The organism is Bacillus sp. AY3-1, assembly GCF_008368785.1.
In the GTDB taxonomy this organism is placed as follows: domain Bacteria; phylum Bacillota; class Bacilli; order Bacillales; family Bacillaceae_G; genus Bacillus_A; species Bacillus_A wiedmannii.
In genome coordinates this window covers 1-17663 of sequence record NZ_QORZ01000034.1, presented here as the reverse complement: position 1 = coordinate 17663, position 17663 = coordinate 1, and the positions used below count along the sequence as shown (strand labels likewise).

Annotated in this window: 12 protein-coding genes, 16 tRNA genes and 1 rRNA gene; 1 reads left to right on the top strand and 28 read right to left on the bottom strand. The window is 35.2% G+C overall.

What is annotated here, in order from left to right; translation table 11 throughout:
* The 12 genes from DN389_RS27015 to DN389_RS26960 all read right to left on the bottom strand — a co-directional run.
* Positions 1–2577: NEAT domain-containing protein (locus DN389_RS27015; protein WP_149237775.1), on the bottom strand; the 2577-nt coding region annotated here is incomplete at its 3' end.
* Between the two features lie 129 nt (positions 2578–2706).
* On the bottom strand, positions 2707–3882 hold the full coding sequence (gene yhbH, locus DN389_RS27010) for a sporulation protein YhbH (protein ID WP_088121237.1): 1176 nt from the start codon (positions 3880–3882) through the stop codon (positions 2707–2709).
* Between the two features lie 446 nt (positions 3883–4328).
* On the bottom strand, positions 4329–6224 hold the full coding sequence (locus DN389_RS27005) for a PrkA family serine protein kinase (RefSeq protein ID WP_000353275.1): 1896 nt from the start codon (positions 6222–6224) through the stop codon (positions 4329–4331).
* Positions 6225–6616: 392 nt separating this feature from the next.
* Positions 6617–8686: a sensor domain-containing protein gene (locus tag DN389_RS27000; RefSeq protein ID WP_149237774.1), complete on the bottom strand. Its 2070-nt coding sequence runs from the start codon at positions 8684–8686 to the stop codon at positions 6617–6619.
* Between the two features lie 125 nt (positions 8687–8811).
* Positions 8812–9300, bottom strand: coding sequence for a tRNA (uridine(34)/cytosine(34)/5-carboxymethylaminomethyluridine(34)-2'-O)-methyltransferase TrmL (trmL, locus tag DN389_RS26995; protein ID WP_000538149.1), 489 nt, complete (start codon positions 9298–9300; stop codon positions 8812–8814).
* A gap of 58 nt (positions 9301–9358) precedes the next feature.
* Positions 9359–10246, bottom strand: a complete 888-nt coding sequence (locus tag DN389_RS26990) for an amidase domain-containing protein (protein ID WP_000260555.1) — start codon at positions 10244–10246, stop codon at positions 9359–9361.
* A gap of 44 nt (positions 10247–10290) precedes the next feature.
* Complete coding sequence (queG, locus tag DN389_RS26985) at positions 10291–11433, bottom strand: tRNA epoxyqueuosine(34) reductase QueG (RefSeq protein ID WP_046956770.1); 1143 nt, start codon at positions 11431–11433, stop codon at positions 10291–10293.
* A gap of 198 nt (positions 11434–11631) precedes the next feature.
* A tRNA-Gly gene (locus DN389_RS26980) sits at positions 11632–11705 on the bottom strand.
* A gap of 114 nt (positions 11706–11819) precedes the next feature.
* A complete protein-coding gene (locus DN389_RS26975) occupies positions 11820–12470 on the bottom strand; it encodes a DsbA family protein (protein WP_000841323.1) in 651 nt (216 codons plus the stop codon).
* 188 nt (positions 12471–12658) lie between these two features.
* A complete protein-coding gene (locus DN389_RS26970) occupies positions 12659–13435 on the bottom strand; it encodes a transglycosylase domain-containing protein (protein ID WP_088082526.1) in 777 nt (258 codons plus the stop codon).
* 427 nt (positions 13436–13862) lie between these two features.
* Positions 13863–14324 carry an NUDIX hydrolase gene (locus DN389_RS26965; RefSeq protein ID WP_149237773.1) on the bottom strand — a complete coding sequence of 154 codons (462 nt, stop codon included), beginning with the start codon at positions 14322–14324 and terminating at the stop codon, positions 13863–13865.
* Between the two features lie 148 nt (positions 14325–14472).
* A complete protein-coding gene (locus DN389_RS26960) occupies positions 14473–15192 on the bottom strand; it encodes a YebC/PmpR family DNA-binding transcriptional regulator (RefSeq protein ID WP_000532975.1) in 720 nt (239 codons plus the stop codon).
* 350 nt (positions 15193–15542) lie between these two features.
* Here DN389_RS26960 and DN389_RS26955 point away from each other — a divergent pair, with 350 nt between their 5' ends.
* Positions 15543–15863, top strand: a complete 321-nt coding sequence (locus DN389_RS26955; protein WP_046956772.1) for a DUF3884 family protein — start codon at positions 15543–15545, stop codon at positions 15861–15863.
* Positions 15864–16075: 212 nt separating this feature from the next.
* On the opposite strand, the gene DN389_RS26950 is transcribed toward DN389_RS26955, so the two are convergent.
* The 16 genes from DN389_RS26950 to rrf all read right to left on the bottom strand — a co-directional run bounded on the left by DN389_RS26950 (position 16076) and on the right by rrf (position 17564).
* Positions 16076–16157: transfer RNA gene (locus DN389_RS26950), tRNA-Leu, on the bottom strand.
* Positions 16158–16166: 9 nt separating this feature from the next.
* Positions 16167–16237, bottom strand: a tRNA-Cys gene (locus tag DN389_RS26945).
* A 14-nt stretch (positions 16238–16251) separates the two neighbouring features.
* Positions 16252–16326, bottom strand: a tRNA-Gly gene (locus DN389_RS26940).
* A gap of 5 nt (positions 16327–16331) precedes the next feature.
* Positions 16332–16406 (bottom strand) — tRNA-Gln (locus DN389_RS26935).
* 63 nt (positions 16407–16469) lie between these two features.
* Positions 16470–16545, bottom strand: a tRNA-His gene (locus tag DN389_RS26930).
* Between the two features lie 19 nt (positions 16546–16564).
* Positions 16565–16638, bottom strand: a tRNA-Trp gene (locus tag DN389_RS26925).
* Between the two features lie 7 nt (positions 16639–16645).
* Positions 16646–16729: transfer RNA gene (locus tag DN389_RS26920), tRNA-Tyr, on the bottom strand.
* Between the two features lie 10 nt (positions 16730–16739).
* A tRNA-Thr gene (locus DN389_RS26915) sits at positions 16740–16815 on the bottom strand.
* 18 nt (positions 16816–16833) lie between these two features.
* Positions 16834–16909, bottom strand: a tRNA-Phe gene (locus DN389_RS26910).
* A 9-nt stretch (positions 16910–16918) separates the two neighbouring features.
* Positions 16919–16994, bottom strand: a tRNA-Asp gene (locus tag DN389_RS26905).
* A gap of 3 nt (positions 16995–16997) precedes the next feature.
* Positions 16998–17074: transfer RNA gene (locus DN389_RS26900), tRNA-Met, on the bottom strand.
* Between the two features lie 24 nt (positions 17075–17098).
* Positions 17099–17174: transfer RNA gene (locus tag DN389_RS26895), tRNA-Val, on the bottom strand.
* Positions 17175–17179: 5 nt separating this feature from the next.
* A tRNA-Glu gene (locus DN389_RS26890) sits at positions 17180–17254 on the bottom strand.
* A gap of 17 nt (positions 17255–17271) precedes the next feature.
* Positions 17272–17363 (bottom strand) — tRNA-Ser (locus tag DN389_RS26885).
* A 2-nt stretch (positions 17364–17365) separates the two neighbouring features.
* A tRNA-Asn gene (locus DN389_RS26880) sits at positions 17366–17440 on the bottom strand.
* 8 nt (positions 17441–17448) lie between these two features.
* A 5S ribosomal RNA gene (rrf, locus tag DN389_RS26875) occupies positions 17449–17564 on the bottom strand.
* Between the last annotated feature and the right edge of the window lie 99 nt (positions 17565–17663).

The following is a 17663-nucleotide window of genomic DNA, read 5'->3' as shown; positions in this document are numbered from 1 at the left end:
TTCTTCTTTCGATTCTTCAATTTCTTTTGTTGGTTCTTTCACTTCTTCTTTTGGTTCTTCAACTTCTTTTGCTGGTTCTTTCACTTCTTCTTTTGATTCTTCAACTTCTTTTGTTGGTTCTTTTACTTCTTCTTTTGATTCTTCAGCTTCTTTTGCTGGTTCTTTTGGCTCTTCTTTTGATTCTTCAACTTCTTTTGCTGGTTCTTTTGGCTCTTCTTTTGATTCTTCAACTTCTTTTGCTGGTTCTTTTTCTTCTTCTTTTTCAACTATATTCTGGATTACTGTTCCGTTAAAACTTATACTAATTTCATCCGAATCTAAATCAAATTTATACACCTTTTCACCTGGAGTACTCCATTTTATTACTCCGTTATTAAATGTTCCACCCTCACTTGTCAGTTTTATATTCTCAATAATTTCTCCTTCTAAATCATATACAGGAACTTGAATTTCTTCATTTACTTTTGCTTCATCTAAAAAGATTTTCTGTCTTCCGGCATCAATTGAAAACCATTGGCCTAATTGTATTAACGGCCTTACATCACGAATCTCATTTCCAGCTAATTTTAAACTGAGTAGGTCTAACATTGGGCTAAGAACTGAAACATCTTTAATTTGATTATCAGCAAGATTTAACCACTGTAAACTTTTTAATGAAGATAGTGGTGTTATATCTTCAATCTGATTATGAGATACATTCACATCGTTCAACTTTTCTAAGTTTGAGATAAATTCAATATTCTTCAAACCTACTCCTTCTAAAGTAAGTTTTTCTAAGTTCATCATATATTCTAAACCTGTTATATCTTTTATATTTTCCCCTTTTTCTTTAAGTATCTCTAATTTTTTAATCTGCAATAAATCTTCTTTTGTGATAGGAGCGTTTAAATTCTCTCTACCTAAATTCTCTTTATTAATATGTTGTTGTAAAGTTTTATCAAGAATTATATTTTCCTTTTGTTCATCATTTCCTTTTATTTCATCTAACCTTTCAACAACATTTTGAATTACTGTTCCATTAAACTTAATACGATTCTCTTCTGGTTTTATATCCAACATAAATTCGTATGTTTTTTCACCAGTAGTACTCCATTTAACAGAACCATTATTAACTATTCCATCTCCATTCTTTAATTGAACAGTATCGAGTGGCTCTCCTTGTAAATTATAGATAGGTATTTTAACTTCCTTATCTTTTTCTACATCATCTAAAAAGATTTTTTGTCTTTGAATATCAATGTACATTCTTTTCCCTAACTCTTGAACCGGTCTAACATCACGAATTTCATTTGACCCTAGCTTTAAATCGTATAAACCTGTTAATTGGCTAAGTGGCGTTATGTCTGAGATATAGTTTTCTTCTAAATTAAGTGATTGTACGGTAGACAATCTTGATACAGGTTCGATGTTTTCTAATTCATTTTTAGAAAGATCTAACTCTACTAACTTTTTCATTGGTGTAATATGTTCAATATTAGTCAGTCCATTGTTACTTAAAGATAAACTCTTCACATTCTTCAATTGCTCGATCCCAGCAAGATTAGTATTACTAATTTGATTATTTGCTACAGTCAAAGTCTTTAAAGTTGTTACTGTAAATAATGGTTTAATATCTTTTATATAATTACTATTTAAATCTAGCATTTTGATCTTCTTCATTTGACTCAATGGGCTTAAATCCGAGATTTTATTGTTTCTCAAGCTTAAACTTTCGATATGTTCTAACTCAGCCAAAGGTCCAATATCTTTAAGTTCACCATAAGTTATACTTAATGATTTCAATTGTCTCAAACTCGAGATAAATTTTATATTTTCTAACTTAACTTCTTCCAATGTTAAGGTTTCTAAGTTCGTCATATATTCTAAACCAGTTACGTCTTGTATTCCTTTACTTTTCGCTTCAACGACTATTAAAGATTTAACTTTTAATAAATCTTCCTTAGTTATTGGCGTATTTAGATTCTCTCTATTTAAATTATACTTATTAATATGCCTTTGTAATTGCTTATCTAATATTACATTTCCGTCTTCATCCTGTTGATCCTCTTTATTTTCCTTTTGCTTTTCTGGAACATTATTTTCTAAATTTAAAGCATTTACTTCAAACTGCACTTGATATTTATTATCATAGGCCATTGTCGGAATATAAATATGCATTTGCATATTATATCTTTTTCCTAATTCTCCTACTTCAAACTGAATCACTTTCGTTCCGTTTTTCTTTTTATCTTCTGATATTACTTTTACATCATGAAACACACCAGGAGTATGAATATCTTCTGTTTTCAAGTATTTGAAGAAATCACTATCACTTAACGTTGCCGTTACCATTTTCTTTCCATTCTCAATCGTTAACTTAGGATCCTTTATATAAACAGCTGCCATAGACTCCTCATTCGTTTTATCTTTATATGCTTTCATAACAGCATCATATGTACCATCTTCTAAAGCATAGCCCTTTTTATTAGCCTCAATTGCTACTGCCGCTAAAGCAGGCGTTGAATACGTGGCAAATGGAAGTGATAACGCCGCAGCGATAATCATCGCATTTATATGTTTTCTTTTATTTTTTTTCAACTTTACATCTCCTCCAAAATATATAAATCTAAATGTAATCATATCTCGAATAAACGATAATTATTTTCATTATCGTTGTCAACTAAAAAAATAAAAAGTTAACAAAAAAATACCCCCTTTTTAAGGGGGTTATGCCATTTTTTCTCCGGTTTCTTCTTTAAAAAAGCTCTTCATCGCATGGAATACGTCTGCTTTTTGCTTTAAAATATAATATCTAAAATTCTCATCTTTAATATTTTTATAGGCTGACATGAGGGTACTATGGCGGTTGTACTGGTTCACTTCCCCATATCCAAACATATTACACTTCTTCATTAACTCTTCGACAAGCTTTACACATCTAGCATTATCTGATGTTAAATTATCACCGTCTGAAAAATGGAATGGATAAATATTATAGCGGTCTGGTGAGTATTTATTATCAATTAGCTCGAGTGCTTTTTTATATACAGAAGAACATATCGTTCCGCCACTTTCTCCTTTTGAGAAAAACTCTTCCTCTGGAACTACTTTTGCCTCCGTATGATGGGCAATAAACTCAATATCTACTGTTTCATACTTCGTTCGTAGAAATCGCGTCATCCAGAAAAAGAAGCTACGTGCCATATATTTCTCCCATATTCCCATCGATCCACTCGTATCCATCATCGCTAATACAACAGCTTTTGAATCTGGCTTTAATACTTCATTCCAAGTACGGAACTTTAAATCTTCTTGGTGAATCGGATGAAAAGAGGCTTTACCACGCATCGCATTTCGTTTATATGCGGATATCATCGTTCGTTTCTTATCGATATTTCCCCATAATCCAGTCTTTCTAATGTCATTAAATTCAACATGTTCAATCCGGTTTTCATCTATTTCTTTTCTCTTTAAATTAGGCAGCTCTAACTCTTTGAAAAATGCTTGCTCTAATTCTAAAATAGAGACTTCAGCTTCATAATAATCTTCTCCAGCCGTGTCCCCTGCTCCTTGCCCTTTTCCTGGTCCTTTTTGCTTTTGACCACCTGATCCATCTCTCGCAACGACATCACCAACTTTGCTGTCACCATTTCCTTGCCCAACGTGTTTGTTTTTATCATAATTGTACCTAATCTTATATTCATCTAAAGAACGAATCGGTATTTTTACAACATCCTTACCATTAGACATAACTATGCTTTCTTCTGTTACAAGATCGGGTAAATTATTCTTAATTGCCTCTTGTACTTTTTCTTGATGGCGTTGTTGGTCGTCATATCCTTTGCGATGGAGGGACCAGTTTTCCTGTGAAATCGTATAATTTGGTTGGTTTTCTTCACCCATTTCTTTCCCTCCTTACTGTAATTGTCTTCCCCTATGAACAGTAAGCTAGAAATTTTGTTTTATACTGTGCAAGCTAGAATGAAAGATAACTGCCCATCGAAATTCATCCCATAAACATATATAACGTTTTTCATATAATACTCCGAGCATCCTAAACAAAATTTTGCCACTCACATACTAGAAAGAAATATTCAGCCGTTGATAAGAAAGAAACACAATGCATAGTTGCACACATTTACACTTTGCAACATATTGTATTGTGTTGGCTTTTTTCGTATGAATGGTTGGTTACTCTATCATATGCATATTGTAAAAATAATTGACAATAAATTCATGAAATTGTATCTTAATTTATTACATTTGGACAAGGTATGACACTTTACACATATAAATGGATAATAAAACGCTGTCCCGCAAAATACAAGAGACAGCGTTTTGTTATCAAACTATCGGTTTAGCAGACTACCTACATAGCGTAATAATTCATTCGCAGATGAAGAATTATAGCCGTGCTCATCAATTAAGCGTGCAACAACATCATTGATTTTCTTAAGCTGATTTTCGTCTGGCGTTTTCGTTGATGTTGTAATTTTCACTATATCTTTTAAATCAGCAAATAGTTTTTTCTGAATCGCTTCGCGAAGACGCTCATGTGAATTATAATCAAAGCGTTTTCCTTTACGCGCATAAGCAGAAATGCGAATTAAAATTTCTTCACGGAATGCTTTCTTAGCATTTTCTGAAATTCCAATTTGCTCCTCAATTGAGCGCATTAGCTTTTCATCTGGACTCATTTCTTCACCTGTTAATGGATCACGTAATTTCGATTTATTGCAATATGCTTCAACGTTATCTAAGTAATTATCCATAAGTGTCTTCGCTGATTCTTCATATGAATACACGAATGCTTTTTGTACTTCTTTCTTAGCAATTTCATCATATTCTTTTCTCGCTAATGAGATGAAATTCATATAACGCTCTCGATCTTCATTACTAATTGACGGATGCTGATCCAACCCGTCTTTGAGCGATCTAAGTACATCTAATGCGTTAATAGATGGTACCTCTTTTCGAATAATTGTAGAAGAAATTCGGTTAATAACATAACGAGGGTCAATACCTCTCATACCTTCATCTTGATATTCACGTTGCAGCTCCTCTACATCAATCGCATTATAGCCTTCTACCGTTTCTCCATCATATAAACGCATCTTTTTAATTAAATCAATATCTGGACGCTTCGGATCTTTTAAACGAGTTAAAATCGTAAACATTGCTGCAACGCGAAGTGTGTGCGGTGCAATATGCACATTGGATACATCACTTTCACGAATCATTTTTTCATAAATATGTTCTTCTTCACTCACTCGTAAATTGTATGGAACTGGCATTACAATAATTCTTGAGTGCAATGCTTCATTTTTCTTGTTTGCTATGAAGGAACGATACTCCGTTTCATTCGTATGCGCTACAATTAATTCATCTGCTGAAATAAGCGCAAATCTTCCCGCTTTGAAATTCCCTTCTTGCGTAAGCGATAATAAATGCCATAAAAACTTCTCGTCGCATTTTAGCATCTCTTGGAATTCCATCATCCCACGGTTTGCCTTATTCAATTCTCCATCGAAGCGATACGCTCGTGGATCTGATTCTGAACCATATTCTGCGATTGTTGAAAAGTCCAGACTACCTGTTAAATCGGCGATATCTTGTGATTTAGGATCAGACGGGCTAAATGTACCAATCCCTGTACGGCGATCTTCCGAGAAGAAAATACGCTCTACAACTACATCCTCAATTCTTGAACCATATTCTTGCTCTAGACGCATTACGTTTAATGGCGATAAATTCCCTTCAATTCTAACTCCATACTCACCAAAGAAATCATCCCGTAAATGATGCGGAATTAAATGCAGTGGATCTTCATGCATTGGGCAGCCTTTAATTGCAAAAATTGCGCCTCGATCTGTTCGTGAATATGTTTCTAATCCTCGTTTCAACATCGTAACTAATGTTGATTTCCCGCCACTAACAGGACCCATTAATAATAAAATACGTTTTCTAACATCTAATCGTTTTGCAGATGGATGAAAATATTCCTCCACAAGACGTTCTAAAGCATCCTCTAATCCAAATAGCTGATTACTAAAGAAGTTATACTTTCTTCTACCATCTACTTCTTCGATTCCAGCATCTTTTATCATATTGTAAATGCGAGAGTGTGCTGTTTGAGCCACCCATGGTCTTTCCTTCACAAGCTCTAAATACTCCGCAAACGTACCTTCCCATTGTAACCGTTCTTCTGCTGCTCGATGCTGTTCAATCTTTTTTAGAATATCCATTATAGCTCCTCCCCCATCTCCTTGTTCAATCGGATTATTATAAAAGGTATGCTAGGATGTCCTTAAACATTCTTTAAATCAAAATGAAATATACAGTAGTGCTATAAAATTCTCTCCAAAATTCAAAGAAAATTCTGTATAATATAGGTATTAAAGTTTTTACACCTCTATTCATTTTAAATAAATTCTTTTCTTCCAAGAACCTTACATACATTTTGATTCATATTTAAGATTCGTAAACTGAAAAATAGGAGGGATATTAGTATGAAATTATTATTAATTTTAGGTGTATCACTCACATTTCTTACAGCTATTTTCACATCTGGTTACAATGATAAACCTGGTACACAAAAAAAGTGATGTGCTTCTTAGCACATCACTTTTTTTATCAATCATTTATAATACACATTTTCCACATCATATTTTGATAAAGGTCGGCTATAATAATAACCTTGCACAAACTTCACATTCTTTTCCTTCAAAAATTGTATTTGTTCCGCTTTTTCTACTCCTTCTGCAATTACATTCAATTCCAAAGTATGAGCTAAATGAATAATTGCAGCTGTAATATTCGTATCACGTTCATCCACATGTATACCTTCCATAAAAGAACGATCGATTTTCAACGTATCAATTGGGTACGTTTTTAAATAACTTAAAGATGAATATCCCGTCCCAAAATCATCTAAATGAATCTTTAAATTTTGTTCTTTTAATTGTAGCAATACCCTTTTCGATATGTCTTTATGCATAAGGGCTCCTTCTGTAACCTCTATCGCTAATAGATGAGCTGGTACATTGTACTTATGTAACGCCCGTGTAATCATCTCTATTAATGTAATCGAGCGAAAGTGCCTGGCTGAAATATTAACTGCAATCGGGACAACTTCATATCCTTTATTTAACCATTCACGTATTTGCCGACACACTTCATTTACTACCCATTCATCAAGCTTAATAATAAACCCTGTTCTTTCTGCTAGCGGAATAAATTGATTGGGAGAGACAAATCCCAATTCTTTATTCTCCCACCTTATTAAAGCTTCCATACTCGCTATTTTTTTCGTTTCAATATTCATTTGTGGCTGATAATACAAGCAGAATTCATTTTTTTCTATAGCACGATGCAATTGGTTTTCTATTATAAATCTTTGTTCACGCTCACAATCTAATCCACTGCAATAAAACTGATAATGCCCTTTTCCTTTTTCTTTTGCTTTTTCCAAAGCAGCATCCACTCTTTGGAATAATATTTTTTCATCCTCTCCATCTGTTGGAGCCATTACAATTCCGATTGACGCACTTAAATAGACGTCCTCTTCTTCGATTACAAAATGTTCACTAATCTTTTTTAGTATGCTTTTTGCAACTATCTCTACACGTTCTTTCGTTATATTTTCTATTAACATAACAAATTGATCATCGTGTTCTCTAAATAAGTGCATACCGTCTATTTGAAGACTGCTTAAACATTCTGTAACTTTTTGTAATACTTTATCTCCTTCTTTATGACCAAAAGTATCATTAATAAGGTGAAATTCATCTAAATCTATAAAAACAAGTGCAAACTCTGTATTATCATTTAAAAAAACATTTAACTTATTTGCACATGAAATTCTATTCATTAATCCTGTTAATTGGTCATAATAAGCTAAATATTCTGTTCGCATTTCATTCAATACTTGCCTTGTAACATCCCTCGTAACAATATATACCCCAACAATTTCGGCGTTCACAATAATCGGAATAGTTCTCAAAGAAATATAGAGCTCGTACCCTTCTTTATGAACATATTTCTTTGAAACAATTTGTTTTGCCCTTCCTTGCAGGGCTCCTTTAAATATAATTTGAAAATCTTTTTCATATTCCTTATTAATAAATTCAAAAATAAATTTATTATGTAATTCTTCATATCGATATCCAAATATTTCATACGTTGCTGGATTTGCATATGTAATTCTACCTATAGAATCCATAGATATAATGGAGTCATTATTATATTCTAATAACGACTTAAACAACATTTGTTTTTCCTCTATCTCTGCCTTTTCCTCAATCTGAGCTGTGATATCCCTCGTAATACAAATAATAAACTGACATACTCCTTCTTCGTCGAATACAGGATTAAGTGAAGATTCATAATGTAACTCACCCTTTGGTAAACTAACTACATCACAAAAGGTATGTGCTTTCGCTTCGCTCGCTACTTTTGCATATTGCACTTGCAATATTTCCGCCGTATCTTCTGATAATACTTCAGCAAACGTTTTTCCATAACATTCTTCGCCTAGCTTCGCATGATCCATACCTATCTTATTTACATAAATATATTTAAAGGTTTCCTCATCCATAACTTTCACAATAAATACTAAATCTTGAATAGCATGTAATAGTCCTCTTCTTATTAAATCCATATCTATCATACTTAAAAAGGTATTTTGATTATTATATTGTTCCTTCATATTTATCTCAACCCGTCTAATCTATTTTTATTCATATATCCCATTCTATATGAATATGTACCCTTTTTTAAATGTATGATTACATATTATTTTTTTTTAGAAAAAAAGTCGCCATATGGCGACTTTTAATAAACAATTTCTAAATCTAATCCCGGATAATTTTGTTGACGGAATGCTTCATAAATTAAAATAGCTGCTGTATTAGATAAATTTAATGAGCGCACTTTATCAGTCATTGGAATACGTAAACAATGATCGAAATTTTCTTCGATTACATTAGCTGGTAAGCCGTTTGTTTCTCTTCCAAATACAAAATAGTAATCCTTCTCACGTTTGCTATAATCAAATGCTGTATGAGCTTTCTCGCCATACTTTGTTAAATAGAAGAATTCACCGTCTTTATTTTTCTCATAAAACTCTTCAATTGAATCATAATACGTAACTTTCACGTGCTGCCAATAATCTAATCCTGCACGCTTTAACATTTTATCATCCGTTGAAAATCCAAGCGGTCTAATCAAATGTAATTCTGTTCCAGTTGCTGCACAAGTACGAGCAATATTCCCTGTATTTGCTGGAATTTCTGGTTGATATAAAACAACATGTACTCCCACGCGATATTCACCTCTGTTTTTTGTCTACTACGTATTATACCACTTGAGCGAAAAATCTCTACCCATTAATAATATGAAAGAATTTATATTTCATTTGTGGTGTATATTTACTAGAATCTTCATAGTTCCAATAACGCCGACGGCTATTCGCTGAATGTGCATTTACAAGTGGCATACCATCTGCGTCTTTTGCTACTACAATCGTCGTATGATTCCACCTACCATCATCCTCGAAATCATAAGCGATGACATCACCAAGAATAAGGTCCTCTGGCCTTTCTACCGCTTCAGCTCGAAGCCCTGTTGTAGCACCTGACAAATACCAATAAAAAGAGTGTGCGACAGCCCAGCTCCAACTCCACTGATTCTCCCTTTGCCACCATCCTTTGCGAATATTAGGATATCCATTCATTGGTACTTCTCCAGTATGAAGACATTGAGAAATAAAATTCGTACAATTATCAGGGAAATTACGATATACAGGGTTTCGATCATCCCACCAACGCTCTGCATATTTAACTGCCTCTAAACGGTTGTACTGATAAGAACCGTACTTCTCTTTTGTAACTTCCCTTTCTAACGTCTCACTCATTCCAACTGCTTCTGGCACTTCAATAGCATAATCACCTATTACCCGGCTATTATTTAAACAAACTCTTCGTTTTAGTTGTTCCTCTTCGATATAAAATAATTCTTTATGCTTAATTAAATATTTAAAATGTATTTGATAATCAATTTCTTGATGATTGCTATTATTTAATTGTCTCATGAAAGAAACATCCGCAGTTGCTTTCACTATCTCTGCATTACGCTTTTGAAACAATTGTTTCTTTCTCTGTGCTATTTGTAATAAATCTTCAGCAATACCATCTACATTTGTTCGTTTCTCTGTTACATATGCTAAAAATTGTTGTACTTGCTTTTCAATATTTATTTTTACAACCATTTCGTCTCCCTCCCATATTACAATATGACGAAGGGAGATATTATCTACTCTTTTTTCTGCGCTAACAATTCAAGTCCGCGATTCATTTCATGAAGAACCTCTTCATCTTTCTCACGTTGCATCGCTTTTTCAATAGCTTCGCCCACGCCATCTCCACCAATTTTCCCAAGTGCCCATGCTGCTGTTCCGCGAAGTACTGGTCTTGGATCGTCTTTCATAACACCAATTAAATCTGGAATTGCTGATGCCTCTTTAAAATGCGCAAGTGCCAAAATTGCATTTCGTTGCAACGGCTTTTTACCTCTCCATGAACCAGACATAATTCCATATTTCTCTTTAAAATCACGATTGCTAATTGTTAAAAGTGGTGTTAATAACGGCTTAACTAACTCAGGATCTGGTTCCATCTCAGGATGATTATGAAAATCCATTCCTTTATTTTTCGGACAAACAGTCTGACATGTATCACATCCATAAATACGATTTCCTATTTTGTCACGGTATTCTTCCGGTAGAAATCCTTTCGTCTGTGTTAAAAATGCAATACATTTCTTCGAATCTAACTGTCCTCCTTGTATTAAAGCGCCTGTAGGACAAACATCAATACATTTTGTACAACTTCCACATTGATCTTCTATCGGCTGATCTGGTGGGAAGGGAACGTTTGTAATTATTTCTCCTAAATATACATACGAACCAAATTCAGGTGTAATAATAGCGCAATTCTTACCACTCCATCCAATACCGGCACGCTCCGAAACAGCTCGATCACTTAATTCACCCGTATCAACCATTGACTTAACTTCTATATCGGGAAGTTTTCCGATTAAATATGCTTCTAATTTTTGCAAACGATCTCGTAAAACAAGATGGTAATCTTGTCCCCAAGAGGCACGACAAAAAATACCGCGGCGTTCTCCGCGCTTACTTAATGGTGCATTTTTTAATTTTGAAGGATACGCTAATGCAATCGCAATAATTGATTTTGCACCAGGTAGTAGCAGCTGTGGGTTCGTTCTCTTTTCTATATCAGACTCTTCAAATCCCGATTGATAATTTAATTGTTGTTGCTGGATTAACCTCTGCTTTAATTCCTCAAATGGTGAGGCACTAGCAAAGCCTATTTTATCTATACCAATTGTTTTACTATACGCAATGACATCTTGCTTTAATTGTTCAAAATCCATTCCTAATCGCCTCCTCAGATGAATCCATCCTTTATGTAACGATCTATTGGTTAGCAATTCACTTTTGGAATACTATTCTTTACTTCTATTTTCGCATACAATTATATTTTTCAAACATTAAAAAACGCAATGCCTCGTTTATCTTAGAAACGAAACACTGCGTTGATAACAATTTATAAAAAAACATTTAATAAAATTTGGAGCGGGTGAAGAGAATCGAACTCTCGACCAGAGCTTGGAAGGCTCTTGTTTTACCACTAAACTACACCCGCAAATATGAAATAAATATAAGATATTAGAATAACTTATGTAAGGTAGTATAGCATGTAAAAAAAACGGAAGCAAGAATTTTATCGAAAAAAGTCGAAAAAGTGATGAGTAGCTCATCACTTTTTCAATTCTTTATCAATCGCCTTCTTCATACTATCGAAATCAGGGTTTGCAAGATTTCCGTTTATGTATACTGAAGGAGCACCTTGAACTTTTAATTTTTGAGCACGATCTGAATCTTTGCGTACTTTTTCTTTTATTTCTTTACTGTGTAAATCTTTCTTAAATTGTTCTACATCAACTTTCGGAAGCTTCTCTTTCACAATGTTAAGAAGTAATTCTTCTGTAATCCATTCTTCCGTGTCTTTCTTTTGACTTTGATAAATCTCATCATAGAAAATCCAGAATGAATCTTGATCTTGTTTATAAATTGCTTCACCAGCTGCTGCACCTAAATCAGAGTCTTTTCCGATAAATGGGAAGTTAATAAAGTATAACTGCACTTTACCTTTATCGATATACTCTTCTTTTAATCGTGGTAATACTGTTACATCCCAAGTACGACAAGCAGGACATTTGAAGTCTCCAAATTCAACTACCTTAACTGGGGCATCATCTTTCCCTAAAGATTGTTGTGTGGAATAAGCAAACATCTCATTCCCTTTATCTTTTTTGTCATTTATGATGCTATACGCAATTGTTCCGATTACAATCAATACTGCGATAGAAAAAACTACACCAAGAGCCATGAGTTTATTTGATTTCATATACATTCCTCTTTAAATTCATATTCTGTATACAGCATTGTACACAATACACATAATATCAACACTTATATACGTCACGCAATGAACACGCTCACATAAATTACAAAAACACAATAATTGTGACGATATTGTGTCACAATTTGTCACAATTTATTCAAAAAAAGGAAGCTCCTATGTAGGAACTTCCTTTAGCTTACTGCTTTTTCACGAGCACTCTTTAACATCGACTGCTCTGTTTTTATATCATGACGAATTACTAACTTCTCACTAACTGCTTGCACATACTCATTATGATTGATATAGCCTTCTTTCTCCATTAATCTCAAAACGACATTTCGTCTCTCTACGGCCTTATCATAATTTTGTGCAGGTGAGTAATAAGCGGGTGCCTTTACTACAGCAGCCATCATTGCACTTTCAGCCAACGTTAATTGGCTCACCTTTTTACCGAAGTAAAGGTTTGCTGCTTTTTCAATTCCCCATGCTCCTTCTCCGTAATAAATATTACTTACATACAATTTAAAAATTTCATCCTTCGTAAATGTACGTTCAATTTTTTTCGTATAGAAAATCTCTTTCCACTTACGAGAAAATGTACGTTCATTTGTTAAAAAAGCATTTTTGGATAACTGCTGTGTAATTGTGCTTCCACCTTGCACAACACCACCAGCCTTTATATTCTCAACAGACGCTCTGACAATCGCTATATAATCTAAACCATTATGATGATAAAACCTTTTATCTTCTGTCGCAATAAATGCATGTGTTAATGATTCTGGCACCTCTAACTTAGCCGGTACATGTAATTTACTAATATCACTTTGCTCGATCATTACATTTCCAATGAATAATAACGTACAACTTAACAATAATAATAAAATAATGGCTTTATAAAAGAATTTAGTCATTGGATTTAATGCAACTTTTTGATGATAGTTCACCCTAGATAATACTCGTTCTTTCATCTTGAACACCTCTTTTCCACACAGCGTATAACTCTTACTTTAAGAATACCTTGTTGTAAAAAAACATCCCATCGATTTCTCTTACATGTACCTTACATCATTGTAAGGTATAAAAAAGTATTGTATCACAGTCTTTTTTTATCTACTATTCATCTGAAATATTGAATATAGATTATGCTAAACCAATAGCAGAGTATACCTTAAGCCTATACTTCCCTATTAAAACACCCTATTTTCATTATATCATCTACAAATATATATATTTGTAAGTATCTAGTAATCTAAATGTATACAATATATCATACATTATACAGAACAAACGTTCCGAAAATCAACACTAGCACTATTATTATTTTGACCTTTTCCTTAAACAGTATACAAAAAAGAGTAGTGATTTGATTGTATCTCAAACCGGCTACTCTTTTCTTTACAATCTAGCTATTAAATTATATGGCTGCACTTCCCACGTTTCGTACGGAATACAATGTGTTGCTCTCATCGCATCAAGCGTTCTGGATTTCATATGAGGACGCGTTATGTACTCATCTATGTTCTCTTCATTTAAAGCAACAAATTTAGCCTCTTGTATTTCTTCAGGCTGAATTTGTATTTCACCGCTCACGTATGCCACTTTAAAAACAACACCTAGAATGTGCATGGAAGCATTATAATAAACTCCTGTAATACCGATAGGCTTCACCGTTAATCCTGTTTCCTCTTTTATTTCCCTACAAACAGCTTGATCGAGCGCTTCTCCTTCTTCCACCTGTCCTCCCGGCAACTCCCACGTATCCGATCGCCAATGTACTTTAGCTAATAACACTTCGTCTTTTTCATTTGTTAAATAACCTGCTACAGCAACGATATGCTTTGGTGTTTTATGTTCCATATTAAGCCTCCTAGCAATAATGAATATTTCACATATCCCTATAAGCATATCCCCTATCTAAAACAAAATACCTTTACTAATTCATCCTCTTAATTAACTTCATGAAAAAAAGCCCCTATCCGTTAAATGAACAGGGGCTTCTATCGTATTATTCTCCTAAGTCTACGTTGTGGTAAACTTGTTGCACATCTTCTAGATCTTCTAATGCATCAACCATTTTTTCAAATTGTACTTGAGCATCTTCAGGAAGTTCTACATCACTTTGTGCAAGCATTGTTAATTCTGCAACTGTGAATTCTTCAACACCAGCATCTTTAAGTGCAGATTGTACGGAATGGAATTGATCAGGTTCAGCATACACGATAACAGAATCTTCTTCTTCTAGAATGTCACGTGCATCAACATCTGCTTCCATTAAAATTTCAAGAACTTCATCTGATGTTTTACCTTCAAGACCGATAACAGCTGTCGCATCAAACATGTAAGCTACAGAACCGTTTACACCCATGTTACCACTGTTTTTGCTAAATGCAGCTCGTACATCTGCTGCAGTACGGTTTACGTTATTTGTAAGTGTATCTACAATTACCATAGATCCGTTTGGTCCGAATCCTTCATAACGAAGCTCGTCATAATTTTCTTCTGAACCGCCTTTTGCCTTTTCAACTGCACGATCAATAATTGTTCTTGGCACGTTGTATGTTTTCGCACGTTCTAATACAACTCTAAGCGCTTGGTTTGATTCTGGATCTGGCTCGCCTTGTTTTGCTGCCACATAAATCTCACGTCCAAATTTCGCGTATATACGGCTTGTATTTGCATCTTTTGATGCTTTTTTTTCTTTAATATTATTCCATTTACGACCCATACTTTCCACTCTCTTTCCCGTTTTAAATCTACATAAAAATATTAATATGAAATATAATGTGTATTCAACACATTTTTAAAAGAAATATAAAAAGTTCATTTTTGATTCATATTACAGACATAATATAAATTACTATCATTTTGTTCTTTCGACAAGTTATATTATACATGAATTTCTACATTTATTACGAATTTTAGAAGCACATAGTATAATTTAACAAAAAAGACTCTAACAGAAATGTTAGAGTCTTTTTATATCGCCAATACATATTTCCATAATATTCCCATAACTACTTTCTATTGTTGTATAATAAAACAGGAAAAAATTTGAAGAAAGATGGAGGGAGAATTATGACACATTCACATGAGAAAAAAGCACATGGTCTGAAAGGAATAGGAGAGAAGTTAAACCCAACTATCTATCAAGTGAGATTCATGAAATTAGATGAACCAATTCAATTTGAGTCGTTTCCTGAATTAAAGGAATTAGGAGATTGGTTGAGTACTTCAACGCACATGTGGGCGTGCCACTCAACTATGTACAAGTACAACAAAGAAGAGTTTGAAAAGAGGTTTTTAGAAATTACAAACTTAACCGTTGATAATGTACTAATATCTACTGGTGCTGTCGGATTTAACTTCATGTCACCGGGGTGGAGAAATTCTCTCTAGAGTGCTCGAAGGGAATATTGTATATACAATATTTTGCTGGAATTTTATAGAACACCACAATTAAAAGGATAAAAATGAATGTTTGTTTTTATCCTTTTAATGTTTCGCAGTTTACTCACCGTACACTTTTTGTGCTTATTTTGTCATGTAATGAAAAGAAAACACAAAAAAACTCTATACTAATTGTATAGAGTTTTTTACGCCGTTCATGATACCGATGGTCGGGGTCGAACCGACACTCCCGAAGGAACACGATTTTGAGTCGTGCGCGTCTGCCAATTCCGCCACATCGGCACAAAAGAAAGGCGGCAACCGGATTTGAACCGGTGGTAAAGGTTTTGCAGACCTCTGCCTTACCACTTGGCTATGCCGCCATGTTAAATTTTATTGGAGCGGAAGACGGGATTCGAACCCGCGACCCCAACCTTGGCAAGGTTGTATTCTACCACTGAACTACTTCCGCAAAAATGGCTGGGCTAGCTGGATTCGAACCAGCGCATGACGGAGTCAAAGTCCGTTGCCTTACCGCTTGGCTATAGCCCATCGAATTCTTACTTAATTATATGTAAGTATCAATTAGATTATTTGTAATTTTAAAAATAAAAATGGGGCGACTGATGGGAATCGAACCCACGAATGCCGGAGCCACAATCCGGTGCGTTAACCACTTCGCCACAACCGCCATGTTGTGTAAATATATTTGGCAGGGGCAGTAGGAATCGAACCCACACTGGAGGTTTTGGAGACCTCAGTTCTACCTTTAAACTATGCCCCTATGTAAATGGTGGAGGGGGGCAGATTCGAACTGCCGAACCCGAAGGAGCGGATTTACAGTCCGCCGCGTTTAGCCACTTCGCTACCCCTCCGAAACTTACATGGTGCCGGCTAGAGGACTTGAACCCCCAACCTACTGATTACAAGTCAGTTGCTCTACCAATTGAGCTAAGCCGGCGTATATTATTAAGATAAATGGTGGCTCGGGACGGAATCGAACCGCCGACACGAGGATTTTCAGTCCTCTGCTCTACCGACTGAGCTACCGAGCCTTATTAAAATGGCGGTCCCGACCGGGGTCGAACCGGCGATCTCCTGCGTGACAGGCAGGCATGTTAACCACTACACCACGGGACCATTTGGTTGCGGGGACAGGATTTGAACCTGCGACCTTCGGGTTATGAGCCCGACGAGCTACCGTGCTGCTCCACCCCGCGATAATACTATTCATATAATTTATATGGTGGAGGATGACGGGATCGAACCGCCGACCCCCTGCTTGTAAGGCAGGTGCTCTCCCAGCTGAGCTAATCCTCCAAAAGTGGTGACCCGTACGGGATTCGAACCCGTGTTACCGCCGTGAAAGGGCGGTGTCTTAACCACTTGACCAACGGGCCAAATATGATAAATCCTATGGCGGAGAGCAAGGGATTCGAACCCTTGATACGCTTGTGACGTATACACGATTTCCAATCGTGCTCCTTCGGCCAACTCGGACAGCTCTCCAATGGCTCCGCAGGTAGGAATCGAACCTACGACCGATCGGTTAACAGCCGAAAGCACTACCGCTGAGCTACTGCGGTTTAATATTGCTTGGCGACGTCCTACTCTCACAGGGACAAGGTCCCAACTACCATCGGCGCTAGAGAGCTTAACTTCCGTGTTCGGTATGGGAACGGGTGTGACCTCTCTGCCATCATCACCAAACTATGAAGGCATATTCCTTCAAAACTAGATAACATTTGCTTCATATTATATGGTTAAGTCCTCGATCTATTAGTATTCGTCAGCTCCACATGTCACCAT

Coding starts and splice junctions, on each gene's coding strand:
- yhbH (WP_088121237.1), bottom strand. CDS start 3,882: ATGGGTGAAGAAAACCAACCAAATTATACGATTTCACAGGAAAACTGG.
- DN389_RS27005 (WP_000353275.1), bottom strand. CDS start 6,224: ATGGATATTCTAAAAAAGATTGAACAGCATCGAGCAGCAGAAGAACGG.
- DN389_RS27000 (WP_149237774.1), bottom strand. CDS start 8,686: ATGAAGGAACAATATAATAATCAAAATACCTTTTTAAGTATGATAGAT.
- DN389_RS26990 (WP_000260555.1), bottom strand. CDS start 10,246: ATGGTTGTAAAAATAAATATTGAAAAGCAAGTACAACAATTTTTAGCA.
- queG (WP_046956770.1), bottom strand. CDS start 11,433: ATGGATTTTGAACAATTAAAGCAAGATGTCATTGCGTATAGTAAAACA.
- DN389_RS26975 (WP_000841323.1), bottom strand. CDS start 12,470: ATGAAATCAAATAAACTCATGGCTCTTGGTGTAGTTTTTTCTATCGCA.
- DN389_RS26970 (WP_088082526.1), bottom strand. CDS start 13,435: ATGAAAGAACGAGTATTATCTAGGGTGAACTATCATCAAAAAGTTGCA.
- DN389_RS26965 (WP_149237773.1), bottom strand. CDS start 14,324: ATGGAACATAAAACACCAAAGCATATCGTTGCTGTAGCAGGTTATTTA.
- DN389_RS26960 (WP_000532975.1), bottom strand. CDS start 15,192: ATGGGTCGTAAATGGAATAATATTAAAGAAAAAAAAGCATCAAAAGAT.
- DN389_RS26955 (WP_046956772.1), top strand. CDS start 15,543: ATGACACATTCACATGAGAAAAAAGCACATGGTCTGAAAGGAATAGGA.